The sequence below is a fragment of the Streptomyces sp. RB17 genome, from assembly GCF_009604455.1.
Taxonomy (GTDB): Bacteria; Actinomycetota; Actinomycetes; order Streptomycetales; family Streptomycetaceae; genus Streptomyces.
The window spans coordinates 21,523-37,857 of record NZ_WEGL01000012.1; the positions used below are offsets into that span (position 1 = coordinate 21,523).

The 16,335-nt window shown below is 70.7% G+C and carries 16 protein-coding genes and 6 pseudogenes; 11 read left to right on the forward strand and 11 right to left on the reverse strand.

The features are described 5' to 3' along the window. Nucleotides 1-6: 6 nt before the first annotated feature. The 4 genes and pseudogenes from SRB17_RS39400 to SRB17_RS48650 form a co-directional block, all read right to left on the reverse strand. Nucleotides 7-1,563, reverse strand: a complete 1,557-nt coding sequence (locus tag SRB17_RS39400; protein ID WP_153546170.1) for a Re/Si-specific NAD(P)(+) transhydrogenase subunit alpha — start codon at nt 1,561-1,563, stop codon at nt 7-9. A gap of 94 nt (nt 1,564-1,657) precedes the next feature. Next, nucleotides 1,658-1,900, reverse strand: a complete 243-nt coding sequence (locus SRB17_RS39405) for a hypothetical protein (protein WP_153546172.1) — start codon at nt 1,898-1,900, stop codon at nt 1,658-1,660. Nucleotides 1,901-1,905: 5 nt separating this feature from the next. Next, entirely contained in the window at nt 1,906-2,316 is a 411-nt protein-coding gene (locus SRB17_RS48645; RefSeq protein ID WP_416237127.1) for an ATP-binding protein, read from the reverse strand. Then, nucleotides 2,311-2,784: pseudogene (locus SRB17_RS48650) on the reverse strand (PP2C family protein-serine/threonine phosphatase); the annotation flags it as partial. The gene SRB17_RS48645 and the pseudogene SRB17_RS48650, both read right to left, overlap by 6 nt. 221 nt (nt 2,785-3,005) lie before the next feature. Here SRB17_RS48650 and SRB17_RS45665 point away from each other — a divergent pair. Together SRB17_RS45665 and SRB17_RS39415 are read left to right on the forward strand one after the other, a co-directional pair. Beyond that, nucleotides 3,006-3,374: pseudogene (locus tag SRB17_RS45665) on the forward strand (DUF488 domain-containing protein); the annotation flags it as partial. A 96-nt stretch (nt 3,375-3,470) separates the two neighbouring features. Beyond that, nucleotides 3,471-4,538, forward strand: coding sequence for a tellurite resistance/C4-dicarboxylate transporter family protein (locus tag SRB17_RS39415; protein ID WP_323377378.1), 1,068 nt, complete (start codon nt 3,471-3,473; stop codon nt 4,536-4,538). Nucleotides 4,539-4,924: 386 nt separating this feature from the next. On the opposite strand, the gene SRB17_RS39420 is transcribed toward SRB17_RS39415, so the two are convergent. Together SRB17_RS39420 and SRB17_RS39425 are read right to left on the reverse strand one after the other, a co-directional pair. After that, the gene (locus tag SRB17_RS39420; protein WP_153546176.1) at nt 4,925-6,118 is read right to left on the reverse strand and encodes a N(5)-(carboxyethyl)ornithine synthase; all 1,194 of its coding nucleotides are present in this window, start codon (nt 6,116-6,118) and stop codon (nt 4,925-4,927) included. A gap of 65 nt (nt 6,119-6,183) precedes the next feature. Next, complete coding sequence (locus tag SRB17_RS39425) at nt 6,184-6,456, reverse strand: hypothetical protein (RefSeq protein ID WP_153546178.1); 273 nt, start codon at nt 6,454-6,456, stop codon at nt 6,184-6,186. 573 nt (nt 6,457-7,029) lie between these two features. Between SRB17_RS39425 and SRB17_RS39430 the strand changes: the two genes are divergently transcribed. The 4 genes and pseudogenes from SRB17_RS39430 to SRB17_RS47000 all read left to right on the forward strand — a co-directional run bounded on the left by SRB17_RS39430 (nt 7,030) and on the right by SRB17_RS47000 (nt 9,338). Beyond that, nucleotides 7,030-7,233: a cold-shock protein gene (locus SRB17_RS39430; protein ID WP_153546179.1), complete on the forward strand. Its 204-nt coding sequence runs from the start codon at nt 7,030-7,032 to the stop codon at nt 7,231-7,233. A gap of 105 nt (nt 7,234-7,338) precedes the next feature. Next, nucleotides 7,339-8,379, forward strand: coding sequence for an acyl-CoA desaturase (locus SRB17_RS39435; RefSeq protein WP_153546407.1), 1,041 nt, complete (start codon nt 7,339-7,341; stop codon nt 8,377-8,379). A gap of 330 nt (nt 8,380-8,709) precedes the next feature. Next, nucleotides 8,710-8,931: pseudogene (locus tag SRB17_RS48655) on the forward strand (response regulator); the annotation flags it as partial. Between the two features lie 131 nt (nt 8,932-9,062). After that, nucleotides 9,063-9,338 (forward strand): hypothetical protein, encoded by a 276-nt coding sequence (locus SRB17_RS47000; RefSeq protein ID WP_153546181.1) that lies wholly within the window; start codon nt 9,063-9,065, stop codon nt 9,336-9,338. Nucleotides 9,339-9,377: 39 nt separating this feature from the next. On the opposite strand, the gene SRB17_RS47005 is transcribed toward SRB17_RS47000, so the two are convergent. The 4 genes and pseudogenes from SRB17_RS47005 to SRB17_RS47010 form a co-directional block, all read right to left on the reverse strand. Then, the gene (locus SRB17_RS47005; protein ID WP_153546183.1) at nt 9,378-10,805 is read right to left on the reverse strand and encodes a hypothetical protein; all 1,428 of its coding nucleotides are present in this window, start codon (nt 10,803-10,805) and stop codon (nt 9,378-9,380) included. Nucleotides 10,806-10,879: 74 nt separating this feature from the next. Beyond that, the gene (locus SRB17_RS39455; RefSeq protein WP_153546185.1) at nt 10,880-11,089 is read right to left on the reverse strand and encodes a hypothetical protein; all 210 of its coding nucleotides are present in this window, start codon (nt 11,087-11,089) and stop codon (nt 10,880-10,882) included. A gap of 161 nt (nt 11,090-11,250) precedes the next feature. Continuing rightward, nucleotides 11,251-11,928 (reverse strand): DUF429 domain-containing protein, encoded by a 678-nt coding sequence (locus SRB17_RS39460; RefSeq protein ID WP_153546187.1) that lies wholly within the window; start codon nt 11,926-11,928, stop codon nt 11,251-11,253. A 109-nt stretch (nt 11,929-12,037) separates the two neighbouring features. Beyond that, nucleotides 12,038-12,297: pseudogene (locus SRB17_RS47010) on the reverse strand (ISL3 family transposase); the annotation flags it as partial. Between the two features lie 280 nt (nt 12,298-12,577). On the opposite strand from SRB17_RS47010, the gene SRB17_RS39465 reads away from it, so the two are divergent. From SRB17_RS39465 to SRB17_RS48285, 5 genes and pseudogenes are all read left to right on the forward strand, one after another. Continuing rightward, nucleotides 12,578-12,952: a hypothetical protein gene (locus SRB17_RS39465; protein WP_153546189.1), complete on the forward strand. Its 375-nt coding sequence runs from the start codon at nt 12,578-12,580 to the stop codon at nt 12,950-12,952. 244 nt (nt 12,953-13,196) lie between these two features. After that, a complete protein-coding gene (locus tag SRB17_RS39470; protein WP_323377316.1) occupies nt 13,197-13,481 on the forward strand; it encodes a hypothetical protein in 285 nt (94 codons plus the stop codon). Nucleotides 13,482-13,604: 123 nt separating this feature from the next. Further along, nucleotides 13,605-14,416: pseudogene (locus SRB17_RS39475) on the forward strand (ATP-binding cassette domain-containing protein); the annotation flags it as partial. Between the two features lie 13 nt (nt 14,417-14,429). Further along, complete coding sequence (locus tag SRB17_RS39480; RefSeq protein ID WP_323377318.1) at nt 14,430-15,233, forward strand: LLM class flavin-dependent oxidoreductase; 804 nt, start codon at nt 14,430-14,432, stop codon at nt 15,231-15,233. Between the two features lie 54 nt (nt 15,234-15,287). Beyond that, nucleotides 15,288-15,488, forward strand: a complete 201-nt coding sequence (locus SRB17_RS48285) for a hypothetical protein (RefSeq protein WP_323377319.1) — start codon at nt 15,288-15,290, stop codon at nt 15,486-15,488. Between the two features lie 326 nt (nt 15,489-15,814). Here the strand turns inward: SRB17_RS48285 and SRB17_RS39485 are convergent. After that, nucleotides 15,815-16,156 (reverse strand): annotated as a pseudogene (locus SRB17_RS39485) (hypothetical protein); the annotation flags it as partial. Between the last annotated feature and the right edge of the window lie 179 nt (nt 16,157-16,335).

Sequence of the window (16,335 nt, forward strand, 5' to 3'; positions counted from 1 at the left end):
CTGGGCTCAGCCTTTCGAGAACATGGACAGCATGCGGCGGGTGACGGCGAAACCTCCGAAGATGTTGACACTCGTCAGCAGAATCGCCGCGAAGGACAGCGCGGTGACGACCCTGCTCTCGTGCCCGATCTGCAGCAGAGCGCCGATCACGACGATCCCGGAGATCGCGTTGGTCACCGACATCAGGGGGGTGTGCAGCGCATGGTGCACCTTGCCGATGACGTAGAAGCCGATCACCACCGCGAGGGCGAACACGGTGAAGTTCTCCGCGAGTTGGGTGGGTGCGAAGGCAACCAGCAGGAACACCGCGAGCATGCCGAGCCCGGTCAGGCCGAAGCGCCGCGCAGGTGTCAGCTTCGACTGCTTCGGCTCGGGCTCGGCGGGTGCGGCCGCGGGCTGCGCGGCGGGTGCGGCCGTGACGGCGACGGGCGGCGGCGGCCAGGTGACGTCACCGCCCCGCACCACGGTCACGGCCCGCTGCACGGCGTCGTCGAAGTCGATCGTCAGCCGCCCGTCCGCGCCGGGGGTGAGCAGCCTCAGCAGGTTCACCAGGTTGGTGCCGAACAGTTGCGAGGCCTGGGCGGGCAGCCGGGAGGCCAGGTCCGTGTAGCCGATGACGGTGACCCCGTTGTCGGTGACCACCGCGCGCCCCGGCACGGTGCCTTCGACGTTGCCACCCTGGGCGGCGGCCATGTCGACGACGACGCTGCCCGGCTTCATGACGGCCACGTCCTCGGCGGACAGCAGACGCGGCGCCGGCCGGCCCGGGATGAGTGCGGTGGTGATCACGATGTCCACGTCCGCGGCCTGCTGGTGGTAGAGCTCGGCGGCGGCACGGTCGTAGTCGGCGGAGGTCGCCCTGGCATAGCCGTCGGTGCTCGTCTCCTGGGCGGCGTTCACCGGGAGGTACTCGCCGCCCAGTGACTTCACCTGATCCGCGACCTCGGGCCGCGGGTCGGTGGCCCGCACGATCGCGCCGAGGCTGGAGGCGGCGCCGATCGCCGCCAGACCGGCCACGCCCGCGCCGGCGACCAGCACCTTCGCGGGCGGCACCTTGCCCGCCGCGGTGACCTGGCCGGTGAAGAACCGGCCGAAGACGTGCGCGGCCTCGATCACCGCCCGGTATCCGGCGATGTTCGCCATCGACGACAGCACGTCCATCGACTGAGCGCGCGAGATGCGCGGCACCGCGTCCAGCGCCAGTGCGGTGATGCCGGCGTCGGCGAGTGTCTGGAGCAGCTCGGGCCGCTGTGCCGGTGCGAGCAGGGCGACCACGGTCGCGCCCTGCCGGAGCCGGGCGATCTCCGCGTCGGAGGGGGAGTTCACCTTCAGGACGACATCCGCGTCCCAGGCCTCGCCGATCTCGGCGCCGGCATCCAGGTAGGCCTGGTCACTGAAGCCGGACGCCGCGCCGGCCTCGGACTCCACCACGACCTCGTAACCGAGACCCAGCAGCTGACGCACGCTCGCCGGCGTCGCCGCGACACGCGTCTCGCCGGAGACGGACTCGGCCACCACACCGATGCGCTGGGCCGGCTGGTGCGCAGGTTCTTGTGCAGACATTTCTCGTGTTCTCTCCCGGGAGGAGGGCTTGACGGGCTATCCGCGATCAAAGGCGTCCACAGGGTTCGTCCTCGTGGACACCGGCCGTGGGAACCTACCCGTCAGGACCGCCCGTGCCTACGGGCATGGCCGTGGTGTGTTTCACTCGACGCCCGCCGCTGCGCCATTCGCCCGCAGCGGGCCCGAAAACTGACGAGCTGACCCGGATGACGTCGACGTACCGCAGTACCCGTGGCAACCGGAACCGCTCCACGGCCGCGTAGTGCACCACGCCGTCCACCAGCCGAATGTCGCGCACGGCCACCACCAGCGGGGACAGGCCGACGTAACTCGCCACCGCAGTCAGGCGGCCTCGGGCAGGGCCTGTTCGGTCCAGATGCACTTGCCCGAGGAGGTGTAGCGGGCACCCCAGCGTTCGGCGAGCGCGGCGACCAACTGCAGCCCTCGGCCGCCCTCGTCGGTATCCGCCGCGCGGCGGATATGAGGCATGGCGGGACCGTTGTCGGTGACCTCGCAGATCAGCGAGTTGCTGCGCAGCAGCCGCAGAGTGGACGGTCCGCCGACGGGCCGTACCACGTTGCCGACGAGCTCGCTGACCAGCAGTGCGGTGGTCATCTCCAGGTCATGAAGGCCCCATCGGGCGAGCTGGTGGCGGACGTGACAGCGGGCCTGGCTCGCGGCCTGGGGATCTGCGGGCAGGGTCCAGGTGGCGATGTCGTCGGAGGGAAGCGGATGGACGCCGGCGAGAAGCAGGGCCGCATCGTCGTTGGCCTGCTGCGGGGCGGGGAGCACGGTGGCGATGACTGAGTCGCACACCGCGTTGAGCCGTGCGGCCGTAGGCTCGGCCTGAGCCGCGAGGACCTGGGCGGAGCCGAGCTGTCGGGCCATCAGGGCCATACCCAGGTCCAGGCCGAGTTCCGGGGGCTCGATCAAACCGTCGGTGTAGAGGACCAGCAGGCTGTCCGGGGGAAGTTCCAGTGAGCCCGACTCGAAGGGCGGGCTCGCGGCGCCGAGCGGCGGGTTGAGCGGGAGATCGGGGAAGCGGACCGCTCCGTCGGGGTGCACCACGGCAAGGGGCGGGTGCCCAGCGGTAAGGATGGTGCAGCCGCTGCTGGTGGGGTCGTAGACGGCGTACAGACAGGTGGCGTAGAAGTCGTCGCCGAGAGCGGTGACCAGATCGTTGAGGTGGATGAACATCTCTTCGACCGGCAGGTCGAGATCGGCAAGCGTGTGGCCGGGAGATAACGGGCGGCAGCCGGACCCCCAGCGTCACCCTCGACGCATGACCACCTCAAACAGCCTCAACCCCGGCACCACGTCCTTGACGAAGGACATAGAGACACGCCCCAGTACGTACCCGGCACCATCCCCGCGCTCAAAAGGTACTGAAAATCGCATACCGGTAAACTACTGCTACCTCGAGTGCGGCCGGAGGATGTGTCATGGCCGAGATCAGCTGCCGCAGAATCGATGAGCAGAGGCCGAGCGAGGACGGCGTGGTCGGTGAGCGCGTGCTGGTCGACCGGGCCTGGCCGGAAGGCATGCGCCGGGAAGACGCACCGCTCGACGAGTCGCTGCGGGAGGTCGCACCGTCCGTCGAGCTGCAGCGCTGGTACGGCCACAACCCCCGGCAGTTCGGTGAGTTCCGCCGCCGCTACCTCACCGAACTGGGCGATCAACGGCACCGGTACGCGGCTGCCCGACTTCGGGACCTGGCCGAACACCACAGCCTCACCCTGCTGACCGCCACAAAGGACGTGGACCACAGCCACACCGTGGTCCTGGCCGAATGGCTCACCGAACCCGGCCCTCACGATGACCAGCGTCCGGATGCCGCCCCTCCCCAACCTGGACGTGCCGTTCCCGGTTCCCGGCCGCCCGGATACCGCGCGGCCGCCTCCGCCGCGGTGGCCAACCTCAACGCGGGCGCGCTCGCGTTCGTGATGGGCACCGGCATCGTCTCCACGGCCCTGTACGTCAACGGCGCCGGCATCGCCTCCGCCGTACTGCTGTGGGTGGCCCTGGCCGGTTTCGCGGTGCTGGTGCCCGCCTACGGCTGGCGGCTGCTGCGCCGGCGCGAGCGGTTCGTCGCGGATCTCCTCGGGCCGCGTGCCTTCGCGTTCCTCACCCTCGCGATCTCCTCGAACGTGCTGGCCGCGCGCTTTGTGCCGGACGGCCACACCGCAGCCGCCGGGGCGTTCCTGGCGTTCGGGACGCTGGGGTGGGTGGTGCTGGACTACGGCATCCCCCTCGCACTCATCACCACCCTGAAGCGGGGCCCCTCGCTCGACCAGGTGAACGGCACCTGGTTCCTGTGGGCGGTGGGATCGCAGTCGGTGGCGGTCGCGGCGGCCTCGCTGGCCCGGGTGACCCCGGGACACGTACTGCCCGTGCTGGCGGTGGTGTGCTGGGCCGTCGGGCTGGTGCAGTACCTGCTGACCGCCACACTGGTCCTGCTCCGGCTGCTGGCCCGGCCGGTGCAGCCGGAAGGCCTCATGACGTCCGTATGGATCTTCATGGGGGCGGCGGCGATCGCCGTGCTCGCCGGAGTGCGGCTGATCGCGCTCCCACCCGGCAGCACGATGTTGTCGCGCCCGCTCATCATCGGGTCGTCCGTCGTCCTGTGGGCGTTCTCGAGCTGGCTGATCCCGCTCCTGCTGGCTCTGGGCGTATGGCGGCACGCGCTGCGCCGCATCCCGCTGCGCTACGAGCTCGGCTGGTGGAACCTCGTCTTCCCGGTCGGGATGTATGCGGTCACCACGCACGAACTGGGACGCGCGACCGCAACCTCGTGGATGACGAGCGTGGGCCGCTGGGAGGTCTGGATCGCCGCGGTGTTCTGGGCTGTCGTGTTCGCCGCCATGGTGGCCGCCAATCTCCGGTCCCGACCCACGGCCGTACCCGGATCCGCCGGTGCGGGGCAGACGGCCCGCCCGCAGAGCACCGCCTCGACGGCGCCCAGGACACTGCCGTAGACAGGGGTACGTCCGTGTCATGCGGAGCGGTACAGGGGCCATGTCATCGGCAGGGCGCGCTCAGGCTGCCGGACAGCACGGCGCAGGGGGTGCCAGGCGGCCACCGAGACCCACGCGTCGTTGCAGCTGCCCCACCCGTCCCCGCAGACCGCGCGGCTGCATGCGGCGCCGGCGACTCCTCCGTGCTCACCGCCGTCCCGCCCGCACCGACCGGCGGATGACGTTGAGCGTCGCCTGCGGGAACGCCTGCCGACCCGACCGGTGCGCCGTGCTCGGGGACACCCTGGTGCATCCGTACGGCTGGGCCGCCCGCGCCGCGCGCCAGTCCTGGGGGTGGCCGCGGTGACACCCCCGCAGGGGAAGGGCCATGCTCGGTTCGAGGTGTGTCAGGCCGGCCGCGCGGCAGAGTGCAGCGGCGGCGTCAGGGCGGGGGCCGGGAGCTCGGGGATGTGGGGGTAGGCGGCTGTCCGGTGCTGGAAGGAGAGGATCTTCGGGTTCTGGACGACGCCGTCGCGGATCTCGATGGCCTTTGCGAGTGTGGGGTCGGCCTCCCAGGCCGCGGGGCCGCTCATGACCTTGCGCAGGTAGGGCAGGAGTGCCTCGCTGATTTCCCACGTGGCCGAGTTCCACAGGTGGGACGGGCTGTGATCCACTGCGTAGTAGTGGCAGCCCGCCCCCACCGTGGGCATCGGCTCGCCGAAGGTGGTCGGACGGGCCCACGCGAAGCCCATGCCCTCGTCGCAGGCGACGTCGACGAAGAAGGTCCCCGGCCGGAACAGGGCGAGTTCCTCTTCGGTGACGAACATGAGCGGCGCGTCGGTGTCCTGCAAGACGCAGTTGACGATGATGTCGAACCCGGCCAGGTACTCCGCCAGCGGCACGGAACCGGCCGCGGTGACCGCATGCAGGCGCGACGCATCGCCCTCCTCCTGCTCGAAATGGCCCATCACGACCGAGGGCATGGGCGAGGCCACCGCTGCAGCGGCGCGCTGCGTGAGCACGGTGACGTCGGAGACCCCCATGGCGCCCAGGCCGGTGACCGCGCCGCGCGCCGTGGCGCCGAAGCTGACGACCACAGCGCGCAGACGCCGCCCGTAGCTGCCGGTCAGCCCGCCGAGCTGCAGGGCGTGCAGCACCGAGCAGTAGCCCGCGAGCTCGTTGTTCTTGTGGAACACATGGACGCTGAAGGCGCCCGTGGACGTCCAGTGGTTCATGGCCTCCCAGGCGATGAGGGTCAGCCGCCGGTCGATGGCGAGCTGGGTCAGCTCCTCGTCCTGCACACAGTGCGGCCATCCCCACAGCACCTGGCCCTCACGCAGCGCGGCGACGTCCTCGCGCATGGGTTTCGGCAGCAGCAACACGTCGCACTCGGCGAGGAGTTGCTCGCGGGAGCGCAAGCCCGCCACGAGCGGTCCGAGCGTGTCGTCAGCGACGCCGAACCGTTCGCCGTAGCCCTGTTCGAGGAAGATCATCTCGCGTACGTCCGGCGCGATCCGGTCGAGGTGAGCGGGGTGCAACGGCAGGCGGAACTCGTTCTCCTTGCGGGAGGAGGCGAGTACTCCGAGACTCATCAGGCTCATACGCTTCCTCATCATTTCGTTCGCTTCGCTCTCGGCGTGCTTGGTGTGGCTGCCCGATATCCGGGTCAGATGCCGTCGGCCCGGTGCCTGCGGACGCGCTCGGCCAGCGGGAGGGGCGGTTCGTCCAGGCCGTCGGCTGATCCGCCGGCCATGCGTGCACACGTCCCGCGGCAGGCGAGGAGCTGCCTGTCCTCCCGGTGGGAAACCACCACCGCCTCCGGGTCGGGTGCGTTGCGGTAGTCGGTGCCGCAGATGAGGCAGGCGAGTCCGGAGAGCATCTCCGCGGTCGGTTCGGGACGGCCCCGGCGGCGGCCGGCGATCGAGTCCTGTGAATACATGAATCCCGCATCCTCTTGATCGGTTCAAAGTCGTGCTGATCGGTCCGGCCGTGCTGATCGGTCCAGCTGTGCTGATCGGTCCAGGGCCGTGCGCGCGATGTCCTGGTGCCTCGTGGCGATCCGGATGCCGGGAAAACCGCTACCGCGCTGCGCGGGAGCGGATACGGAAGACGGCGTGTCAGTGCGGGCCACGAGGCATGGTGCGGCTCATTTCCGGCCGGATCCGATGTAAGCCGGCCTGTGCCCTGCCCGAGGGCGACGCCGAAACGCGCGGTGCGCTCGGAGCGCCAACCGTACCCCTTCAGGCGCCCGTCACGTGCCGGATCCCGGACCCCGGAGCCGACTCGCCGGGGCGTCACCGGGCTCTTCCCGGCTCGTGCGGGAACCTTCCCGGCGCTCCGGACGTTGGGGCAGTGGTTGTAGTTGAAGTTTGCGATCGTGGAAGCGCCCGCGGAGTTCTGACAGCGGGCGTTTCGTCGTTTCGGGGTTTTCTTCGACGGCCGGCGACCAACAGCCCGGGATCGCGTGATCGCGCGCATTCCGACCCAGCCGCCATCTCGAAGGAGACATCACATGGCTCGAGGAACAGTGAAGTGGTTCAACGCGGAGAAGGGTTTCGGCTTCATCGCCCCTGATGAGGCCGGTGCCGACATCTTCGTCCACCACTCGGCGATCGACACCGACGGCTTCCGCTCCCTGGAGGAGGACCAGCGGGTGGAGTTCACCGCCAGCCAGGGCCCCAAGGGCATGCAGGCCGACCAGGTCCGCGCGTTGTGAGGTGACCCCGCCCATCGCGCCGTGGGCGGCGCCGACTCTCCCGAAGGGAACACTGTGACCACTGACGTCAGCGAGCGGAGCCCCGATCCGGCGGGCCACGCCGAGATGACCAAGCCCCCGCCCAGCAGCCGCGGCAGCGACTACGCCGCGCTGTCCCGCGAGGTGAGGCAGAGCGGGCTGCTGAAACGACGACCGGGCTACTACTCCGTCAAGATCGGCGCGAACCTGCTTCTGCTGGCCGGCGGCTGGACCGCGTTCGCGCTGATCGGGCAGTCGTGGTGGCAGTTGCTGACCGCCGCCTTCCTGGCGGTGATGTTCACCCAGACCGGGTTCATCGGGCACGACGCCGGACACCACCAGATCGCCGCCTCCAAGCGCGTCAACAACCTGCTCGGCCGCGTGCACGCCGACCTGCTGATCGGCCTCAGCTACGGCTGGTGGATCGCCAAGCACAACCGGCACCACTCCCACCCCAACCACGTCGACCGCGACCCCGACATCGCCGACGGCGCGATCGCCTTCACCCAGGACCACGCGCGCGTCCGCAGCGGGGCGTACGCCTGGCTGGCCCGTCACCAGGCCCGGCTGTTCTTCCCGATGCTGCTCCTGGAAGGACTCGCCCTGCACGTCGCCGGCGTACGGGCGCTGCTCGACCGCACCGGCACCGCGACCTCGCGGGCGACCAAGCTGGCCGACGCGGGCCTGCTGACGGCGCATCTCGGCGGCTACCTCGCCGCTGTGTTCCTGGTCCTGTCCCCCGTCCAGGCCGTGTGCTTCCTTGCCGTGCACCAGGGGCTGTTCGGGCTCTACATGGGGTGCTCGTTCGCCCCGAACCACAAGGGCATGCCCGTCTTCGCCAAGGACGACAAGATCGATTTTCTGCGTCGGCAGGTACTGACCTCACGCAACATCCGCGGCCACCGCTTCACGGACTTCGCGCTCGGCGGGCTCAACTACCAGATCGAACACCACCTGTTCCCCTCCATGCCGCGCCCCAGCCTGCGCCATGCCCAGGAACTCGTGCGCACGTACTGCGCCCGGCACGGCATCGCCTACCACGAGACCGGGCTCTTCAACTCCTACGCCCAGGTACTGCGGTACCTCCACGCGGTCGGCGGCCCGCTGCGCCCCGAGCTGGAGTACTGATCACTTCGCCGTCCGTGCACCGGGTGCCGCGCGGCACCACCAGCCCACTGTCGCATGCAAGGATCACAGGCTGCGCCCGGTCCCGGAGCCGTACGCCCCAAGGATGCACGCGACGTGCCGCGCCACACCAATGGTCGCGGCACGGGCCCCGGTCACCGACGCCACCCGATCCGACCATTCCCGCGCTGACCTGGTTCGCTCGCGTATCCCAGTATCACCGGGACTCCCGAACTTCGCTCGGGAGTCCCCGACCGACTCCGCCTGTCACGCACCGGAAGCCGACGCCGACGTAACCATCGACTGCACGGTCTCGCCGGTCCCAGCGAGCGGGTGGAACTGCTCGGCGGGACTCTGAACTGCGGGAGCGTACGAAGGTGGTGTCCGCGTCAGCGCGGTCGTCCCGCACCGCGGAGGAGTGCCGTCGAGCTGCGGCCGGACGTCGTCCTGCCGGACATCCGGATGCCCGGGACCGACGGACTGACGGCGCTGCGCGAGCTGCGGGGGCTGCCCCACCCGCCCCATGTCCTGATGCTGACGACGTTCCACGAGGACGAGCAGGTCGACGCCGGGAAGCCCTCGGGGACGCGACGAGCGAGGCGACGTCGTGCTCCCGCGTGGTGCGGAACACCGTGGCGCCGCACCAGGCGATCCTCCGAGCGAACTCCCCGCGCTGCGGGGGCGCAGTGCATGACGACCCCCGTGCCGGTGTCGGCAACCGCGAAGTCGGCGCCGACGACGGCGGTGTCGGCATCCAGGAGATCCTTCGGCGTATGGCCGGCGGAGGTGACCGGACGGACGGCCGTACCCGGCCCATGCGCCCCCAGTCGATCGACCGCGGCGGGATCCGCCACCACCGGTCCCTCCCCCGCCAGGCCGGCGACCGGACGAGCGGCCGTCCCGGAGTCCGTGACTCGGTGCACCCTCCCCCGGCCGCCGCGACAGACGCCTCCAGCCGCTGAAGCGGCATCCGTGTACCCCTTGGTCGCATTCGAGCAGCCTCAACTCGTCAGAAACCGCAGCGAGAGCGTCGGTGCGCCTTCTGTCGGCCGGTACTCGACGAACGTGCCGTCCCGCGAGCTCGTCGTCCGCACGTCGAAGCACTCCTGCGACTCGACGGCGCGGACCCCGAGCCCCGGCAACCGCCAATGCCCGGGCGCCAGGACCGCCGGTGCCGAGCCGGGCGTGTGCACCTCGAAGCGCACCGGTTCACTGGAGCGGATCCTCAGGCGCAGACAGCCGTCACGGTCCACCGCCGCGTCGACCGGGCTCTGCGGCGCGGCCCGCAGCCACCGCACAGGTCCCCCGTCCGGGGCACGCCAGTGCACGGTGACCGGGCAGTGCTGGTCGCCCCAGGGGGTCCCCTCCCCCGCCGCGTCCAGCGCGCCGATCATCAGCCGCTCGCCCAGCCATGACGTGGCGACGCGGCGCGGGGACTCGCTGATGGTCGTCGCCATGTACCGGGGACGGACCACGTCCTGGCCGAGCCGGGCGGTCACGTCCTCGGGCGGTACGACGCCGAGGAGGGCGAAGCAGGGAGCGAAGCACCAGTCGTGGGCGTGACCGGCGGCCTCGGGTCCGCCGCTGGGCAGCGGCGCGGCGTCCGGCCCGGCGACCAGTCCGATCCACAGGCCGAGCAGGGCCGCGTACTGCTGCATGTCCATGCCGTAGGCGCGGTCGTACGGCCCGGCGATGTTGCGCAGGCCGGGGTGATAGCGGTCGGCGATCTCGCGCCAGAGCGCCGTCTCCATGTCCGTGCCGAGCGACCACAGGACCGGGGATCCGGAAGCGGCGCCCCACAGACCCAGCCCGTAGAGGTCAACGCCGTAGTACGTCGGGGAGTTGAACTCGGGAAAAGCGGTGGTCGCGGACCAGAGGGTGTGGACGCGGCGGGCCAGCGACTCCCCCGCCCGCATCGCCGGCGGCAGACCGAAGCGGCGGCCGACGGAGTCGTACAGGTAGGCGGCCATGACCGCGATGTTGGTGTAGTCGGGCCGCACGCCGCGTCGCACGGACCCCTCGGCCGCGAGAACGAGGGCGCTGTCGATCCTCGCGACCAGGTCGGCCGGCAGGTCGGTCTCGAAGTGGTGCAGGATGAGCAGCAGCGCGGTCCCGATGAACTCACGCCAGTTCGGGTCGTAGTCCCGCCACTCGACCGGCTCGGCGCCGGGGTCCGCCTCGTCCGGGCTGCGGCGCCAGGTTCCGTGGAAGACCGTGCCCGGTACGTCGTACTGGTGGCCGAGGACGGCGTGGAGCGCCTCGGTCGCGCGCTCCAGGTCTCCGGTGGACCGGCGGGTGAGGAGACCGACGGCGTACCAGACGGTCTCGCGGACCATGTGGGTGGGCGGGTCCGCCGGGCGAGGGGTTCTCAGCAGGCGGGCCTCCGGGTCCCACAGGGTGTCCATCCACGCGGTCGCCTCGGTGCTCATCCGGCGGGCGTGTGCGTCCGGTTCGTGGCGTCGCGGCCTGAAGGAGGCGGACAGCGGACGTGGTGGGCGTGCGTTCACCGGCGGGCGCTCCGGTGGGCGGCGCCGAACTCGTCGGCGATCTGCCGGCCGCCCGCGTTCAGCCAGTCCCGCACCCCGGGCTTCCACGCGGAGACGGGCTTGCGGCCGAAGACGATGTCGTTCTCCAGGTTCTCGATCATCATGCCGAGTGTGGCGCCCTTCCGGCACAGCGTGGCGGAGAACAGGCCGTTGGTGGGATCCGCCACGGCCGTCCTGGTGAAGGTGAGCTGGTGGTCGTGCTGTCCGCGGACCGCGTCCGCGCGGTCGGGGTGGTAGAGGGCGAGGGGCGGGAAGCCGAGCGCAGGTCCGGCGTGTCCGGAATCATGGGCTCCTCGTGTGATCGCGAGACCCTGTCACTGATGCGTGGTCAGTACCGAATCTCGATACGGCGGCCCTCCGGGTCCAGCTCGGGCACCGTGGGAACCCGCTCCGCGATCCCGAGCGCAATCCGGTGCGCCGACCAAGCGGCAGCAGCGGCGTCCAGCACGTCGTCCGCCGCGATGCGGTCGGCCTCTCCGAGTTCGTCCGGGAGCCCGGCTCCGGCCTCGGCCAGCAGTGCGCTGCGCAGGTTCTGACCGCGCCAGGTCTTCTTGGCGTACGCCAGTGGCACCCCGCCGGCCAAGGCATAGAAGGACACCTCGGGGTGCACCTCATGGATGCGTTCGTCGGCGAGCCAGCACGCCCGGGCCTCGAGAAGCTTCGGCGCCAGTGCCCACGCCTGCCGGCTCAACCGGCTCCCGGCGAGCTCCTGGCATCGCTGTGCGGCCCTCGCATAATCAGGCTCCTGCCATGCCGGCCTCGGCGCGATGAGGAAAACGCTGCTCCGTCGCATCCCGAGCAGAGCCCTGGCCGCAAGATCAGCGGCACGCCAGCCCTTCTCCACAAGGCCCAGCGGCATGTCCACGGCGATCGCCGCCACGTCGCCGGCACGCTCGACCAGCGTGTCGAGCGATCCTCCCACCAGGCTCCCCGCGTAAGCGCCGTCCGTGAGCCGGATCCCCACCCACCCCTGCCTTCCGCACGCATCGACACCCAGAACGTCCATTCCGTCCCCGCTCACACACCAGACCGGACCAGCTCCTTCACCACCAACGGTGTCATGGTCCCGCAGCGGGTTGCCCGCGGCGTCTCGGCGGGACTGGTCGAGCCGCGGACTTGACGGGGACAGCAGAGTGCTCGGCCCGGCGTTTACACAAGTGCTCGCGGTAGGGGCCGATGAGGCTGACGCCATGTTCGGGGACGTGGAGCAGCCGCTCGGGCCCGTCAGCTCGGGCGTGGCGTTTGACGGTGTTCAGGGCCAGTTGCAGGCGGCGGGCACATCGAGCAGGCCCACGCCCTGTCCGAGCGGGTCGTGGGCCTGGTGCCGGCCTTCCAGAGTCGTCTGTGCGCCCAGCCCCTCATACAGGGGAGTTTCCCCAGCGTGGGCGAAGCCGTGCTCGACCGGTGCACGTCCGACGGCTTACGAAGCCCTGGGCATCACGATCACCTGGTCACCGTGTCGTCAATGGTCCTACCTGAGGGGTGAGTTGGCGGCTGACGATATGGTCTTCGTGACTCAAGGCAGGCGGCTGGATCACCTCCTCCGCACCCGGAAGCCGGTAGCACTCCGCCTCCATCGCCTATTCCGGCCTCGGCAGCCTCGGTCACGGCAGACGGTCTGCGTCTTCTTCGCCGGAAGCGGGTACGAATCGCGCATGCAGCACAACAGCGCCCGCATGAAGGCAGCGTGGATATGCCTTCTCATCGTCGGTGTCGGCATCTTGATCTTCGGTGTCGTCGCCGCGGTCGCAGCGGGGGCCGGCGACGAGCAACTCATGCGGGCCGACGGTGTGGCCGCGACCGGTATGGGGCTGTTCGGTGTGTTGATCACCCTCGTACCGTTCCGCCGCGGGGAACGGTGGGCGTGGTATGCGCAGTGGTACTATCCGGCCTTCTGGATCGCCCACTTGGCGGGAGGGCTGCCGCCGGGCAAGGATCATGTCCACCAGGTGGTGTTCATCGTTCTGTCGCTCGCCGGGCTACTGCTGCCCGTTCGCGTCTTCTTCCCCCGCGTGACGTCCACCGCCTGACCTGGGCAGCCCGTCAGCGCACGTGCGTGCTCGAGCCGGTGTCGTCGCCGCAGCCGGGTCGCTCGCAGCGGCGGCCCGAGTCGGCGCTGCAGGCCGACGAGGGTGCCAGGAGTTCGGGGCCACCGACAGTACCTCGGCCGGCAGGTCGACGGTGGAGCGGGGTCCCGTGTAGCTGTTCTTCATCCACAGCTCCCAGGCCAGCCAGAGGGCGAGCAGGGTGCCGCCGACGATCAGCGGGGTGTAGTTGACGTACTTGCAGGAGAACCCGTGTGACGCCTGGCGGGACACGGCCGTCGGGGCAGACGTGCGTGTCGTCGAGGTGGAGGTGGTGTGCGCGGATCCGGCGGAGCACCGGCGCCGCGTGACCTCGCGGTCAGCCGACATTCCAGGTCTGCCGCTGCCGTACTGGCAGCAGGTCGTCGACCGGGAGTACGAGCCGTGGGACCGCAAGCGCGTCGTCGTCGACACCGCGGGACAGAGCCCACAACAGTCACTGGCTCTCCTCCTCCACCGCCTGGCATCGGGCTGACCGGTACCGGGCGGCTGTGCGGGCGCCCTGCTCGGCCAAGTCGTCGCGTATGTCCGGAGGTTCAAGCACCTCGACGTCGGGACCGTAGTCGAGGAGGCGGCGTAGGGCCGCGCGCGGCAGACGGTGCCCCTGGTCGAAGTGCGCAACCTGGTCGAGGAGTTCAGGCTGCCCCGCACCGGGGAAGGGCCCCGCACCCTGCGCGCCGTCGACGACGTCAGCCTTACCCTCCACCGGAGCCAGACCCTCGCCCTGGTCGGCGAGTCGGGCTCGGGCAAGCCACGACCGCCCGCCTGGTGCTCCGCCTCGCCGACGCGACCGCCGGGCAGATCCTGTTCGACGGCACCGACGTCACCACCGCCAAGGGTGCCCGGGCCAGGCAGTTGCGCCGCCGCGCCCAGCTCGTCTACCAGAACCCGTACGCCTCGCTCGACCCGCGCTTCTCCATCGGCGAGGTGATCACCGAGCCGCTGCGCGCCCTCAAGGTCGGCGACCGCGCCTCCCGGCTCGTCCGGGCCCGTGATCTGCTCGACCGGGTGGCCCTTCCGGCCGCGACGCTGGAGCGCCGGCCGGCGGAGCTGTCCGGCGGGCAGCGGCAGCGCGTGGCGATCGCCCGTACCCTCGCCCTCTCCCCCGACCTGGTGGTCTACGACGAGCCGGTCTCCGCGCTCGACGTGTCCGTGCAGTCCCAAGTCCCGGATCTACTGGCCGAGTTGCAGGCCGACACGGGCGTGGCGTACCTGTTCATCTCGCACGACCTGGCCGTCGTACGTCAGATCGCGCACCAGGTCGCCGTCATGCGGGCCGGCCGCGTCGTCGAGACGGGCCCGCCGGAGGAACTGTTCGCCCGCCCCCGCCACGAGTACACCCGACAGCTGCTCGCGGCCATCCCCGGCGGCCGCGGCGCCACCCCCGCCGCCGAGACCACCACGAGCTGAGGACCACGGTCGCATGAGCACGCCCACCATCACCTCGCCGGCCCTTCTCACCCCGGGCAACTTCGATGACGACGACCCGTACACCGGCCTGGAGGAGACACTCCAACTCTTCGAGTACGGCGAACGGCTCGGCTACGACGGCGCCTGGATCCGCCAGCGCCACCTCGAACACGGCGTCGGCTCAGCTGCCGTATTCCTCGCAGCGGCCGGCCAGCGCACCGAGCGGATCGAGCTGGGCACCGCGGTCATCCCGATCGGCTACGAGAGCCCGTTCCGCCTGGCCGAAGACCTGGCGCTTGCCGATGTCCTGTCCCGCGGTCGCCTCCAGGTCGGCTTCAGCACCGGTATGCCGCACGCCGACCTGCTCGGCGACCTGGTGTACGACGGCGACTGGCGCGGCTTCGACCTGTCGTACGGCAGGATCGCCCGCCTCGTCGACAACCTGCGCGGCGACTACCTAGGCGGCCCGGACACGGTGATCCACTCGCCCGGCAACATCCAGCGGCCGCGGCTGCAGCCGCACAACCCCGGTCTGGTACAGCGGATCTGGTACGGCGGAGGCAGCCTGCGCTCGGTCCGCTGGACCGCCGAGAACGGTCTCAACCTGCTGTCCGGCAACATCGTCTCCGGCGAGGACACCGACGACTTCACCACCGCCCAGCTGAACCTGCTCTCCGAGTACCGGCGCAGCCTGGCCGACGACCGGCCGACGGCGCGGGTGGCACTCGGGCGGGTGATCGTGCCGTTCGACAGCGCCGCCCGGCCACCCGGGCCCGCTACCGGGACTACGCAGCCAGTCGGCACGAACGCACCCTGAAGCCGCAGACCCTTGCGGCGCTGTGGCCCGAAACGGTTCCTGTTCGCCCCGGACGTGGTCGGCACCGCGGAACAGATCCTGGAGCGGTTGGCGGCCGATCCCGTCCTCGCGCAGGTGTCTGAGCTGCGCCTGGAGCTGCCGTACGAGTTCCATCGCGAGGAGTACGAACAGATCCTGCACGACGTCCGGCACCTGATCGCACCCGAGTTGGGCTGGCGCCCCGCTTCCTCAGCGGTTCAGGAGGCGGGCCGGTGAGTCCTGTCCCGGAGCTCCCGGTCCGGCTCGAGGTGCACGCGGGGCGTACGAAGTGCTCACCGCCACCGCCCACTACGCCGTGGGCCCGAAGGCAGCCGCCAACCGCGCGATCCCCGACCTCGACCTCGTGCCGCCCGACGTCACCGGCAAGGTGTGCTGCAGCGGGGACGTCGAGATCCTGCGTCCCTCTCGACGGCGGTGCAGGCGGCTGTTCTTCGACTGGGGCAACCGGGGCAACAAGCGGGCGCTCCAGTACTTCTGGGACGCCCCGCACAGGGGGAACCCACCTCCTCGCTACCGCTGTCCCGCTGGTCGAGCACCAGGTCCTACCCGGTCAGCGAACGGGGCGCGCACACCGCCCGCCTGGTGGCCCGGCCGCCCCTTCCCGGACCGGCACCTCCAGCACCGGAAGCCCCCCGCAGGCAGCAGCCCATCGCGAGCAGACCCGGTGTCCAGCGGGCGAAGACGTCGCCCCACCGGCGTTCACGCCTCACCAACAGCGGGGACGTCGGCCACAGCAGCTCCGTCGCCCCCTCCTCGGCGTCGCGCAGGACGCGCAGGCCGTTGCGGCCGGTGAGTGCCTCCAGGTCGGCGCTGAACCAGCCGCGGTCGGCAACTTCGCGCAGCAGAACGGGGTAGTCGGAGACGTCGGCGAGGCCGGTGGGCTGGTGGTCGGCGCCAAGTCAGAGCGGCTCACCGCCACCATCACCGCACTCAGCCAGGCCGAGATGTCCCCATGCCCGCAACCGGAGCCCGCCTCACCCTCGGAGTGGCCGCCGCCTCGCACCGGCGACATCGAAGAAGCCATCGGCATGGGCACCACGGCTCTCGTAACTGACCGCAAGCT